Raw genomic sequence first — 12,984 nt, forward strand, 5'->3', positions numbered from 1 at the left:
GGTTTCCCCCTAATCCCGGCGGGGACGCTCGTGGCGGCGGTCCAGCTCGGCCATGATATCATCCAGGGGCAGCTTGCGTTCCTGCAGCAGCACCAGAAGGTGATAGATCAGGTCGCTGACCTCAAGGCGCAGCTCGTCGTTGTCCTTGTTTTTGGCTGCGATGATCGTCTCTGCAGTTTCCTCGCCGACCTTTTTCAGAATTTTATCGACGCCTTTGTCAAAAAGATAGGTCGTATACGCGCCTTCCGGACGCGCCTTCTCGCGTTCCGCGATCACCTGCTCGAGCTCCTCCAGCACCGCAAAGCGGTGTCTTCCTTCGCCCGCCGCACCGACCCCTTCGGCCGATTGCTCCTGTCCCGGAACGGCAATGCCGTGGTAAAAGCACGTTTCCTCGCCGGTATGGCATGCCGGACCCTTCGGATGGACCAGGAACAGCAGCGTATCCCCGTCGCAGTCATAGCTGGCGGACACAATGCGCTGAGTGTTGCCCGACGTCGCTCCCTTGTTCCACAGCTCCTGCCGCGAGCGGCTCCAGAACCAGGTCTCCCCGGTTTCGATCGACCGCTTGAGCGATTCTTCGTTCATATAAGCCATCATCAGCACTTTACGCGTCGTGGCGTCCTGAATAATGGCGGGTACGAGGCCTGCCTCGTCATAACGGATTTGCCCCTGCACCTGCTCCAGGGAGAATTGCTGTGTGTTGCTGCTCATCGGATTTCAACCCCTTTTTGCTTTAAGTCCTGCTTTAATTCCGGTATCGATATTTCCTTGTAGTGAAAAATGGTAGCTGCCAAGCCCGCATCCGCCTTCCCCTGCGTGAAGACTTCGGCAAAATGCTCCTTCGTTCCCGCTCCGCCTGAGGCAATCACTGGAATCCGGACAGCGTCCGCGACCGCCGCGGTGAGAGGAAGGTCAAAACCGTCCTTCGTGCCGTCAGCGTCCATGCTCGTCAGCAAAATCTCCCCCGCTCCGAGGGCTTCCGCTTCCTTCACCCAGTTCAGCGCCCGGATGCCTGTCGCTTTGCGTCCGCCGTGCGTGTAGACCTCCCACTCGCCCCAAGCCTCGTTATACTTGGCGTCTACAGCCACGACGATGCACTGTGAGCCGAACCGGCGCGCGCCTTCCGATACGAGCTGGGGATTCAGGACGGCCGCCGTGTTGATGCCGATTTTGTCCGCGCCTGCGCGCAGAATCCGCTTCATGTCATCGACATGGGAAATGCCGCCGCCTACCGTGAACGGAATCGCGATTTCCCCTGCGGTTTGCCGCACGACCTCCACCATGGTGGCGCGTCCTTCCACCGACGCCGAAATGTCCAGGAATACCAGCTCATCCGCGCCTTCCTTGTCGTACAGCGCCGCGAGTTCCACCGGATCGCCCGCGTCCCGCAAATTTTCAAAATTAACACCCTTCACCACACGGCCGTCCTTAACGTCCAGGCAGGGAATGATTCGTTTTGCCAGCATGGGCCTCGCTCCCTCTCTTTTCGTGCTCACATGGTAGTCTGACTACCGTTTATCCCTTTATATCTGCAAAAGAGAGCTTCCGCTCTCCCTATCCTCACGCTTATGCTTGTTCAGCGATTCGCCGCAGCGCATCCGCAAGCTGAATGCTGCCCGTGTACAACGCCTTTCCGACGATAGCTCCGCCCACGCCGTCGCCGCTGTGTCCGCTGAGGTTCAGCAGGTCCTCAGTGACCGTCACGCCGCCCGAAGCGATCACGGTGCGTCCGCTGGCTTTGGCCAGTGACACGATGGCCTCGATGTTCGGCCCCTGCATCATGCCGTCGCGGGAGATATCGGTGAAGATGAACGTTTCCGCTCCTTTGGCCGCCAGCTCTTTAGCCAGCTCCTCTGCCTTAACCTCCGATGTCTCCAGCCAGCCGCGGGTCGCCACATAACCGTTCCGCGCATCGATTCCGATCGCCACGCGGTCTCCATAAGTCCCGAGCACTGCCTCAGTAAAGGCGCGGTCCTCGATCGCCGCCGTGCCGATAATGACCCGGCTCACGCCAAGGCCCAGCAGGCGCTTCACGTCATCCAGGGTGCGCAGTCCGCCCCCGACTTGAACGGGGACTTGAACGCCTTTGGCAATGGCTCCAATGACCTCGTCGTTCACCGGGCGTCCTGCCTTGGCGCCGTCCAGATCCACCAAATGAATATAGGCACCGCCCTGTGCTTCCCAAGCCTTGGCGGCCTCGAGTGGGCTGTCGTTATATACTGTTTCCTGATTGTAATCCCCTTGAACCAGCCGTACGCACTTGCCTCCGCGAATATCGATGGCCGGATAAATGATAAATGAAGACATCGTTCTCCCCGCTTTCCTGTTATTCCACGCCGGTCAAGAAGGCGTTAGACCTTCGCTCCCGTCAGCCGCAAAAAGCTGCGCAGCAGCTGCACGCCCAGCTCGCCGCTCTTCTCCGGATGAAACTGCATGCCATATACCGACCCCCGGCCCACGATCGCGGTCACCGGACGGCCGTAATCCGTTACTGCCAGCAAATCGGCGGGTTCGTCCGGCAGCACATGATACGAGTGGACAAAGTACACATGGCCCTCCGTAAGGCCGCTGAAGAGCGGACTGTCCTTTTGCACAAACTGCAGCCGGTTCCAGCCCATGTGCGGCACCTTCAGCTCCCCGTCCGGGAAGCGAACCACCCTGCCCGGCAAGATGTTGAGCCCTTCATGATGGCCATGCTCCTCGCTGCTGCCAAACAGCAGCTGCATGCCGAGGCAGATGCCGAGCAGCGGCTTCCCGCCCTCAGCGGCCTCCCGAACTACCCGGTCAAGCCCGGTTTCGCGCAGGTGCTCCATCGCGTCGCCAAACGCGCCAACGCCGGGCAGGATGACGCCGTCAGCCCCAAGAATGGCTTCGCGGTCGCCCGTCACAAGCGCCTCGGTGCCGAGACGTTCGACGGCCTTGCTGACGCTGTGCAGGTTGCCCATGCCGTAATCCACAATGGCGATCGTCACGGTTACAGCACTCCCTTCGTTGATGGAACCCCCGTAACCCGTGGATCGATGCTGGTCGCCTCATCCAGCGCGCGCCCCAGCGCCTTGAACACCGCTTCGATCATGTGGTGCGTGTTCTGGCCGTAATGAACGATGACATGCAGCGTGATGCGTGCCTCCAGCGCCAGCTTCCACAGAAACTCATGCACCATTTCGGTGGAGAAGCTTCCGACTTGGCTGGAAGGATACTCCGCCCGGTATTCAAAATGGGGACGATTGCTCACGTCGATCACGACCTGAGCGAGCGCCTCATCCATTGGAATAAACACGTTCGCGTAGCGCTTGATGCCCTTTTTATCGCCGAGGGCTTCCCTTAATGTCTGGCCGAGGCAGATGCCGATGTCCTCCACCGTATGGTGGTCGTCAATCTCGATGTCGCCTTTGGCCTTCACTTTCAAATCAAACTGGCCGTGCTTCGTAAACAGGTCCAGCATATGGTTCAGAAACGGCACATCCGTTTCCAGTTCGGATACCCCGGTGCCATCTACGCCAAACGTCAGCTGAATGTCGGTCTCGTTCGTTTTGCGGCTGATGCTTGCACGGCGTTCGCTGCTTTGATTAGTCATGTTCTAGTCTCTCCCTTCGATTTCGCGTTTCAGCCGGACCTCAATGGCCCGGGCATGCGCTTCCAGCCCCTCGCCGCGCGCCAGCTCCATAATCGCTTCGCCGTTTTTCAGGAGCGCTTCCTTGCTGTAGTAGATCATGCTGGACTTTTTAATAAAATCATCGACATCGACCGGTGAAGAAAACCGGGCCGTGCCGTTCGTCGGAATGATGTGGTTGGGTCCGGCAAAATAGTCCCCTACCGGCTCGGAGCTGTATGCTCCGAGGAAAATCGCCCCGGCATTCTCGATCAGCCCGACAATCGCCATCGGATCCTGGACCATCAGCTCCAGGTGCTCCGGCGCCAGCCGGTTGACGACCGATATGCCTTCCTTCAGCGACTCCACTACGATGATGGCTCCGTAGCCCTCCACCGAAGCCGCCGCGATATCCCGGCGGGGCAGGCTCTCCAGCTGCCGCTTTACCTCGGCGGCGACCGCGTCCGCCAGCTGCCGCGAAGGCGTCACCAGAATCGCGGACGCCATCTCGTCATGCTCGGCCTGGGACAACAGGTCGGCCGCCACGAATTCGGGGTCGGCCTGCTCGTCGGCCAGCACGACGATTTCGCTTGGCCCGGCGATGCTGTCGATATCGACCGCACCGTACACTTCCCGCTTGGCCAGCGCGACATAAATATTGCCCGGCCCGCAGATCTTATCCACCGGCGCGATCGTCTCCGTGCCGTACGCCAGTGCCGCGATGGCCTGGGCACCGCCAACCCGGTAAATTTCATGGACGCCGGCTTCCGCGGCCGCCACCAGAATATACGGGTTGATGCCCTCTTTTCCGCCCGTCGCCGGCGGTGTCACCATGACGATCTCCGGAACGCCCGCCACCTGCGCCGGAATGACATTCATCAGCACGGACGACGGATAGGCCGCTTTCCCGCCCGGCACATAGACGCCGACCCGCTTCAGCGGACGGATGATTTGCCCCAAGATGCTGCCGTCAGGCTGCAGATCCATCCAGGAGTTTCTTTTCTCTCTCTCGTGGAACGCGCGAATATTGCGCGCCGCAGCCGAAATTGCTTCGACGAACGATGGCTCAACCTTTGTGTATGCCGCCTTCAGCTCCTCTTCAGTCACGCGCAGGCCCGATGCCGTCAGCTTCGTGCGGTCGAGCTCTTCTGTGTACCGGAGCAGAGCTGCATCGCCCTCCTGCTTTACGTCCTGCACGATCCGTTTGGCGGCTGCATTTTGCTCCGGCGTGCCGTACTCGACCTCCCGCCGCAGATCAAAATCCTCAACCGGTACGATTTTCATCCCATTCTCCCCCTCTGCTATCTCTTCGTCATCCACTCTGCTTGGCTTTATCCCGAACTATTCCGAAGCGGAAATCACTTTCTGAAGCCGGTCGCAGAGCGACTGGATTTGCCCGTTCTTCATCCGGTAGCTCACCCGGTTGGCCACCAGGCGGCTCGTTATTTCAAAGATGCTGTTCATTTCCACCAAACCGTTTTCCCGCAGCGTCTGACCGGTTTCCACCATATCGACGATCCGGTCGGAAAGCCCGATCAACGGCGCAAGCTCGATGGAGCCGTTCAGCTTGATCACTTCGACCTGCTGCCCCTGCTCGCGGAAGTACTGCGACGCCACGTTCGGGTACTTCGTTGCCACGCGCTGCTGAATGCCCGGCTTCCAGTCGGGCAGACCGATCACGGACATCCGGCATCTGGCGATACCTAAGTCCAGCAGCTCGTAGACATCGCGATTTTCTTCCATCAGTACATCCTTGCCGACGATGCCGATGTCCGCGGCGCCGTATTCCACGAAGGTCGGCACATCCACCGGTTTAGCCAGGATGAATTCCATGTCCAGCTCCGGCAGCGGAATGACCAGTTTGCGCGACTCATCGACCTCTTCCGGGATCGGAAGACCGGCTTCACGGAACAATGCCGACGCTTTTTTATAGATCCGCCCTTTCGGCATCGCCACTTTTAAAGTTTCTGCCAACGTTCTCCCTCCTGCTTCTAATTGTTGATCTATCTCAATTCGCTGTTTATGTTTTTCTAATCCTGCCCCAGGTTCCCTTTACCCCAAACTCTCGCCAAAAGTGATAACCTCTCCATAAGCTTGGCTGGTCGCCCCTGGTTGCGCCGCATCCGGGCCGGTATGATCTCCGTCGATCAACAGCGTAACAACCGATTGTCCCTGCGCACGAAGCCTCGCCGCCTCGGCCAGGCCTTCCTTGCGATGTGCTGCGTCATAACGGACGAGAACAGGCAGCACAGCCGCTTCCTGCACGCCGTTGACGCCATCCAGAATACGGTTCGTTTTCAGCGCAAATCCCGTCGCCGGAACGTTCCGTCCAAACTGCTTCAGCAGATTGTTGTACCGTCCGCCGCTGCAGACCGGGAAGCCAAGCTCGGAGGCGTAGCCTTCAAACGTCATTCCTGTATAGTAGGAAAAGTCTCCGATCATTGTCAGATCGATAAGCACGTGCTCCGACACACCATACGCCTCCAGCACCTCCCATACTTTGCACAAATGGCTGATGGATGCCCTTGCGAGCGGATGACCGCTCAGCTCCAGCGCCTGATCGCAAATTTCCTGGCCTCCGCGCAGACGGAGAAGTCCTTCGAGCCAATTCCGCTGTTCATCCGTTACACCCAGCTCGCTGATTGTTTTACGGAAACCGACGAAGTCGCGGCTGAGCAGTCCCTCTTTCAGTGATTGCTGAGCTTCGGTTGATCCCGGGAGGATTTCATCAAACAACCCGTTGAGAAACCCAACGTGGCCCATGGCAATTTTAAAAGAAGACACACCCGCCGCCTTCAAAGACTCAATGGCCAGCGCCACGACCTCGGCATCCGCTTCGGGTGAATCGTCACCGACGAGCTCGACGCCAGTCTGAAAAAATTCCGCTTCCCGTCCGGCTTCTTCCTCAATGGCCCGGAACACGTTCGCGTGGTAAGACAGCCGGATGGGCAGAGGCTCTTCCTTCAGCAGCGACGAGACCACCCGGGCGATCGGAGCCGTCATATCCGAACGAAGCACCAGTGTGGTGCCCCGGTTATTCAATAATTTAAACAGCTTGCGGTCCGACGTGGAGCTTGCCACGCCTACCGTATCGTAATATTCCATCGTCGGCGTCATGATTTGCCGGTAACCCCAGCGGCTCATGCAGTCAAGCACGTCGCGCTCGATCCGGCGCAGCTTGGAGACCGCATAAGGCACATAATCGCGGACGCCTGAAGGCTTTTCAAAACCTTTCGGCTTGGTCACGTCCCATCACCTCGAACAGTTATATTTCTTCATCACGTTAAAGTGCTACCATACTACCAAAGTAAAGAATAATGGCTATATTAACATGAAAAGGCAGATTCGTCAATTGCCATACGTTTCACTTTCGTGCACTTGCCTCGGCTTGATACAAAAAAAACATTCAAAATCCAAGCTTTTGAATGTTTTCGTATGTGCGGCCGCTGCCTTTATTCATCCGATGCCGGCACGGACGAGGAATGCGCATCCTCCTCCGTTTTCGAATCCGAACGTCTCAGCTCGCGCAGCGGGTTTCCGCCGACAAAGGCACCCGCCGGTACGCTCTTGTGCACGACGGACCCCGCGGCAATGACAGCGCCGTCTCCAATCGTGACTCCCGGCAAAATGGTCGTATTCGCTCCGATCAGCACATTGCTGCCGATCAGGACTTGTCCCAGCCGGTATTCCTTAATCAAATACTCGTGGGCGAGAATCGTCGTGTTGTACCCGATCACCGAATTATCCCCGATCGTGATGTTCTCCGGAAAGAACACGTCCACCATGACCATCAGGCCAAAGGCGGCATGCTCTCCCACCTTCATCCCCAGCAGGTGACGGTAGATCCAATTCTTTAGCGGAAGAATCGGGCAGTACCGGGCCGCTTGTATACATATGAAATTTTTAACCCCTTTCCAAGGGCTGACCGTTCTATAGATTTGCCACAGCGCGTTCGGGCCTTCGACCGGGTAACGGGTCACGTTTCTGCTCACAATCGCCTTACTCCTGTTCCACCAAGGAATATAAATCGGTCATATCATGCAGTATGTAATCCGGATTATACTCGCGGAGCACCTTCTCGCCTTTCAGCGACCAAGCGACCCCGGCAGACCGGGCGCCTGCCGCCTTGGCGGATTGAATATCCACCGGGCTGTCCCCGACCATCAACGTTGCTGCCGGATCCGCTCCAAGCTGCTTGATGGCCATCAGCACCGGCTCCGGATGCGGTTTGGGATGCTCAACGTCCATCACCGTTACAATCGCCTTCATATACTTGTCCAGCCCGAACATCTCCAGCACGCGGAACGTGCCCGGCTTATTTTTGGTGGTCACAACCCCCATCGTAATGCCGCGCCGGTCCAGTTCCTTGATTACCTCCAGCACATGCGGAAAAGGCTGCACCATCTCGTCGTGATGAGCGTCGTTATACGTTCTGTAAGCCTGGTGAAAATGGGTCACATCCTCGCTCCCCGAGAAAAACTGGAGCTGCTGCTCCAGCGTCATTCCCATTTTTGGAATGATCACTTCCCGAGTCAGGGGGGGCTGGACGTGCTTCTCCAGTACATGCATAAACGAGCTGATAATCAATTCATTCGTATCAATAATCGTTCCGTCCAAATCAAACAGTACGGTATCTATCATGCTGTCGTTACTCCTTTTTGTCCTCCACTACGGCGTTCTCCTCGCGGTGCTCAGGGGTAGCAACGGGTTCTACTTTAGTATCATGATCCAGCGCGGTTGCTTCCGGCACCGTATCTTTCGGCGCTTTCGTCGAGACGATCGGATCCAGATAGTGCTCCTTCGCCTGACCGGTTGTACGGCGCACAATAATCAATACAATGGCGACGACGATAATCAGGATCGCTAGCAGCTGGGAAATACGGACATTTCCATAGTTCGGGTCAAGCGCACCATGCTCGAATCCCATCCACTCCATCGGTTTCCACAAACCGTTAACCATCGATGCCAGCCATTCCGGACCCTTAAAAGCAAGGCTGTCCGTCCGCAGTCCTTCGATAAAGAACCGCCCGATCGAGTACCAAATAAAATAAGAAAGGAACAATTCAGCCGCGCGCAAAAACTTTTGACGACGGAGAATAAACAAAATGATGATGCCCACCAGGCTCCATAACGATTCGTACAGGAAGGTCGGATGGTGGTATACGCCCTCGACGTTCATTTGGTCTACGATAAAAGCAGGCAAATGCAGATTGTTCCGCAGGAAAAACTCATTCACCGGACCGCCGTACGCTTCCTGGTTCACATAGTTGCCCCAGCGACCGATCATTTGCCCCGTAAGCAGGCTGGGTGCACAAATGTCGGCAATGCGCCAGAAGTTGTACCCTCTGTAACGGAAATAGATGATGGCGCATATGATCGCTCCGATCAGCGCACCGTAAATGGCAATCCCGCCGTTCCATATTTTAAAAATGTCCAGCAGGTTGTTCTTGTAATCGTCCCACATGAAGGCCACGAAATAGATCCGCGCCCCGATAATAGCCGACGGTACTCCCAGCAGCAGCAAGTCCATGAAAAATTCAGGCATAATGCCGAATCTTCTGCCTTCCCGGATGGCCAGGAGGAGGCCAACCAGCGCCCCCAAGCCCAGGATCAGACCGTACCAGTGAACCGACAGGGATCCAATCGAGAAAGCGATCGGATTAATTAGCAATGTAGCCATGTATCCACTCTCCTAGTCCATATCGTCCATATCTTCTGCAATGGTGGCTGTGAGCTTATTCGTAAACTGTAGGGCCGCATTCAGACCCATTTGCTTCAGCCGGTAATTCATAGCCGCCACTTCGATGATGACCGCAAGGTTACGTCCCGGACGTACCGGAATGGTCACGAGAGGAATGTCGGTATCGATGATTTTGGTCGTTTCTTCATCCAGTCCGAGCCGGTCGTACTGTTTATCCTGCTGCCAGGCCTCGAGCTTGACGACAAGTGTAATTCGTTTGTTGTTCCGGATTGCTCCGGCTCCGAACAGGGTCATGACGTTGATGATCCCGACACCACGGATCTCCAACAGATGGCGAATCAGCTCAGGAGCCGATCCGTGCAGCTGAAAGTCCGAGGTCTGCCGGATTTCCACCGCATCATCAGCGATCAGCCGGTGGCCCCGTTTGACCAATTCCAGTGCGGTTTCACTCTTGCCGATGCCGCTGCTGCCGGTAATCAGCATGCCTACCCCATAGACGTCGCACAATACGCCATGAATGGTAGTGGTCGGCGCCAGCCTTCTCTCCAGAAAGCCGGTAATCCGGCTGGACAGGATGGTCGTCGCCATATTGCTCCGCAGGATGGGCAGGTTCTTTTCCTGGCTAAAATGGATCAATTCCTCGGGCACTTCCAGCCCTCTCGTGACAACAATACAAGGCGTTTCCTCGCTGCTGCACAGGCGCTCCATCCGTTCTTTCCGTTCTTCTGCCGTAAGCATGGCAAAAAAGGCCAGCTCCGTTCGTCCCAGCAGCTGCACCCGTTCCTCAGGATGATATTCAAAATAACCTGCCATTTCCAGACCCGGTCTGTTTAAATCGTCTGTCGTGATGGCCCGTCTCAGGCCGTGTTCCCCTGAAATGACCTCCAGCTGAAATTGCTGGACCAATTCAGATACTCTTACTTTCTTAGCCATTTCACGTCTCCCTTTCTATCAGCTGGCTCTTCTGTCAGCCGACTGCCGCCGGTCAAACCATGAATTTTCTAATGTACCCATCGTAAATGATATTTCCCATGAATGCAATGTCAGCAGCCTATTCGCTCCAAATACAAAAGAGCCGCCCGAAAGGGCGGCTCTTCATCTTCAGGCATTCCGCCTGGAATTAGTCAGCCAACAATACGTTCAGCTCAGACTCTTTGTCGAAGATATGAATTTTGTTCATGTCGACAGCCAAACGAGCGCTGTTGCCTTCACGAGTCGTAGAACGTCCGTCTACACGGGCGATAACGGTGTCGTTACCCAATCCGCTCAGGTAGAGGAGCATTTCGTGACCAAGGTTTTCTGTTACGTCTACATGGGCCGTGAAGATCGTATTCGGAGATGCTTCCAAGAATACAGGCTCTTCATGAATATCTTCCGGACGAACGCCCATGATCACTTCTTTGCCGATGTAGCCTTTGCTCTTCAGGATTTGCGCTTTACCGCCTGGAACTTCTACGTCAAGTCCTTGGGATTTGAAGCGTACAGAACCGTTGGACTCGCTGAGTGTTCCGTTAATAAAGTTCATGGTAGGCGATCCGATAAAGCCGGCAACAAACAGGTTGTTTGGATTGTTGTACAGCTCTTCCGGAGAAGCGGCTTGTTGAATAATGCCGTCCTGCATAACCACGATACGGTCGCCCATCGTCATGGCTTCCGTCTGGTCATGTGTTACGTAGATACAAGTGGTTTCAAGGCGTTTCACCAGTTTCGTGATTTCCGCACGCATCTGACCACGAAGTTTAGCGTCCAAGTTGGAAAGCGGTTCGTCCATCAGGAAGACTTGAGGATCACGCACGATCGCACGTCCCAAGGCAACACGCTGACGTTGACCACCGGAAAGAGCTTTTGGCTTACGATCCAGCAAATGCTCGATATCGAGGATTCTCGCAGCTTCACGTACACGTTTATCAATTTCATCCTTTTTCACTTTACGCAGCTTCAGACCAAAGGCCATGTTTTGGTATACGTTCATGTGTGGATACAAAGCGTAGGACTGGAACACCATCGCGATATCGCGGTCTTTAGGAGCTACATCGTTCACGACGCGGTCGCCAATGTAAAGTTTACCGTCAGAGATTTCTTCCAGACCGGCGATCATACGAAGCGTCGTAGATTTACCGCAACCGGAAGGACCTACCAACACCAGAAACTCCTTATCCTTGATATCAAGGTTGATATCCATAACTGTTGCTTTGTCAGAACCCGGATACTTTTTGAAAATATGCTCTAAACGTACACCTGCCATGTGAATTTGCCCCCTTAGTGTATAGTTATGAAATCGAATACATTATGATAGTTATATATTACCCAACATCTCGCAGACTGGCTATACACAATCTGCACAAAAAACCTATTTTCTTTTCGTCACTTTATACAATAGCATCGTCAGCTTCACCAAAACCGCGTCCCCAAAGCTTCTAACGTCCAGATTGGTCTCTTGTTTGATCTTATCGAGCCGGTATAAAAGGGTGTTTCGGTGAATATATAGTCGCTTCGCCGTCTCGCTGACATTGCAGTCGAGCTGAAAGAAAGTCTCCAGCGTCGACAAGGTCTCGTTGTCGCTGAACAATACGCCGTGGTCCCCTGCCTGTTCGAGAAAGCGGCGGCGCTGCTCCATCGGGATGCTGTAGATTAAACGCTCCAGCAGCAGCTCCCATGGGAAGTGGACATGCTCCGACACATGAAACGTCCGTCCCAAGAAAATGGTTTCCCGAAGCATGCCTACCGTGCCCGGCAGTGACTTCATGGGGATGAACGAAGGCGCGGCGGATAAATGAAAAGCACCAACCCATTCGCTTGCAATCAGCTCATAGAGCCCCATACAGAACGCGGAGAGCATGTCTGTTTCCGATTCGCCGTTATCCTCTTCTTTCTCGTCATTGCTGCCGGCCACCAGTTCTTTTCTGGCCAAGATGAGCCACTCGTTGTCACGGAGAGCAGCAAGCACTACCTCTCCGTCGAAGTAGCTGCGCAGCAGCTTTTTCAGCTGGCTCCCCTTAACATCGGAGGCATGGATACTCTCACAAGTCAGCAAAAAGGGAGTCATCTCTGCGGAAAGCAGACGTTTTAGTTCCAAATCGTCAGGCAATTCGGCATCGCCGTGTCCCAGGTCGAGCTGCTCTTGAATCCATTGACTGAGCCTCAGGAGTTCCCGTTCCTCATCACCCTGGGCTTCCACGGCATCACCCGTTTGTTCTCTTACCGCAGACAGCAGTACACCGATCAAGCGGGATACTTCATCATTGACCAGCTCAGAACTGGCTTCAATTACGTGTACCCGCCCGTTCTTGATAAACAGCGGGAACCAAACCTTGTCCTCCACCATCACCACTTCCTGGAGGCTTCTATGCTCGGTCTGCTTCCCTTTCTTCGAAGAAGCCTTGCCGGATACCGTAACAGGCAAATAAACAGACTCCGACTGCTGTTTGCTCAGCTCCTTCATATGTAACGTTCCGCCTACGACCTGCTCCAACTTGCTTCGTAATGTTTCCATCTCCACCATTGATGTCATCCACCACTTTGCCATTTTTATTAATCATCTTACCATATTCCTATATAAAATCGAAAACGACACTTCTTATTCACATCAGATCGTCAAGCCATAAAAGACCATCAACCGAAAGGTTAATGGTCTTTGTGATGAGCCATGAAGGACTCGAACCTTCGACACCCTGATTAAAAGTCAGGTGCT

Annotated in this window: 14 protein-coding genes; all 14 read right to left on the reverse strand. The window is 55.1% G+C overall.

Annotated features, from left to right (window positions below):
• Positions 1-9: 9 nt before the first annotated feature.
• Positions 10-711: a bifunctional phosphoribosyl-AMP cyclohydrolase/phosphoribosyl-ATP diphosphatase HisIE gene (gene hisIE, locus IAE55_RS25770; RefSeq protein WP_200634267.1), complete on the reverse strand. Its 702-nt coding sequence runs from the start codon at positions 709-711 to the stop codon at positions 10-12.
• Positions 708-1,466: an imidazole glycerol phosphate synthase subunit HisF gene (hisF, locus tag IAE55_RS25775; RefSeq protein WP_116233108.1), complete on the reverse strand. Its 759-nt coding sequence runs from the start codon at positions 1,464-1,466 to the stop codon at positions 708-710. Before hisF ends, hisIE begins: the two co-directional genes overlap by 4 nt.
• Before the next feature lie 100 nt (positions 1,467-1,566).
• On the reverse strand, positions 1,567-2,307 hold the full coding sequence (gene hisA, locus IAE55_RS25780; protein ID WP_145162042.1) for a 1-(5-phosphoribosyl)-5-[(5-phosphoribosylamino)methylideneamino]imidazole-4-carboxamide isomerase: 741 nt from the start codon (positions 2,305-2,307) through the stop codon (positions 1,567-1,569).
• A gap of 44 nt (positions 2,308-2,351) precedes the next feature.
• Positions 2,352-2,972: an imidazole glycerol phosphate synthase subunit HisH gene (gene hisH, locus IAE55_RS25785; RefSeq protein ID WP_145162045.1), complete on the reverse strand. Its 621-nt coding sequence runs from the start codon at positions 2,970-2,972 to the stop codon at positions 2,352-2,354.
• 2 nt (positions 2,973-2,974) lie between these two features.
• Positions 2,975-3,577, reverse strand: coding sequence for an imidazoleglycerol-phosphate dehydratase HisB (gene hisB / locus IAE55_RS25790; RefSeq protein WP_089549412.1), 603 nt, complete (start codon positions 3,575-3,577; stop codon positions 2,975-2,977).
• Positions 3,578-3,580: 3 nt separating this feature from the next.
• The gene (gene hisD / locus IAE55_RS25795) at positions 3,581-4,876 is read right to left on the reverse strand and encodes a histidinol dehydrogenase (protein ID WP_076173191.1); all 1,296 of its coding nucleotides are present in this window, start codon (positions 4,874-4,876) and stop codon (positions 3,581-3,583) included.
• 57 nt (positions 4,877-4,933) lie between these two features.
• Positions 4,934-5,566 carry an ATP phosphoribosyltransferase gene (gene hisG, locus IAE55_RS25800; RefSeq protein ID WP_076173192.1) on the reverse strand — a complete coding sequence of 211 codons (633 nt, stop codon included), beginning with the start codon at positions 5,564-5,566 and terminating at the stop codon, positions 4,934-4,936.
• 78 nt (positions 5,567-5,644) lie between these two features.
• The gene (locus tag IAE55_RS25805; RefSeq protein WP_145949817.1) at positions 5,645-6,838 is read right to left on the reverse strand and encodes an ATP phosphoribosyltransferase regulatory subunit; all 1,194 of its coding nucleotides are present in this window, start codon (positions 6,836-6,838) and stop codon (positions 5,645-5,647) included.
• A gap of 206 nt (positions 6,839-7,044) precedes the next feature.
• Entirely contained in the window at positions 7,045-7,584 is a 540-nt protein-coding gene (locus IAE55_RS25810) for an acyltransferase (RefSeq protein ID WP_076173194.1), read from the reverse strand.
• Between the two features lie 7 nt (positions 7,585-7,591).
• Entirely contained in the window at positions 7,592-8,233 is a 642-nt protein-coding gene (gene ppaX / locus IAE55_RS25815; protein WP_145162054.1) for a pyrophosphatase PpaX, read from the reverse strand.
• 7 nt (positions 8,234-8,240) lie between these two features.
• Positions 8,241-9,272, reverse strand: a complete 1,032-nt coding sequence (lgt, locus tag IAE55_RS25820; protein WP_076173196.1) for a prolipoprotein diacylglyceryl transferase — start codon at positions 9,270-9,272, stop codon at positions 8,241-8,243.
• A gap of 12 nt (positions 9,273-9,284) precedes the next feature.
• On the reverse strand, positions 9,285-10,226 hold the full coding sequence (hprK, locus tag IAE55_RS25825; RefSeq protein ID WP_152399661.1) for an HPr(Ser) kinase/phosphatase: 942 nt from the start codon (positions 10,224-10,226) through the stop codon (positions 9,285-9,287).
• Positions 10,227-10,413: 187 nt separating this feature from the next.
• Complete coding sequence (locus IAE55_RS25830; RefSeq protein WP_145027392.1) at positions 10,414-11,538, reverse strand: ABC transporter ATP-binding protein; 1,125 nt, start codon at positions 11,536-11,538, stop codon at positions 10,414-10,416.
• 105 nt (positions 11,539-11,643) lie between these two features.
• Positions 11,644-12,786 carry a PucR family transcriptional regulator gene (locus IAE55_RS25835; protein WP_234489862.1) on the reverse strand — a complete coding sequence of 381 codons (1,143 nt, stop codon included), beginning with the start codon at positions 12,784-12,786 and terminating at the stop codon, positions 11,644-11,646.
• Positions 12,787-12,984 lie beyond the last annotated feature (198 nt).

This window comes from Paenibacillus sp. S28, assembly GCF_016624415.1.
In the GTDB taxonomy this organism is placed as follows: Bacteria; Bacillota; Bacilli; order Paenibacillales; family Paenibacillaceae; genus Paenibacillus_AQ; species Paenibacillus_AQ favisporus.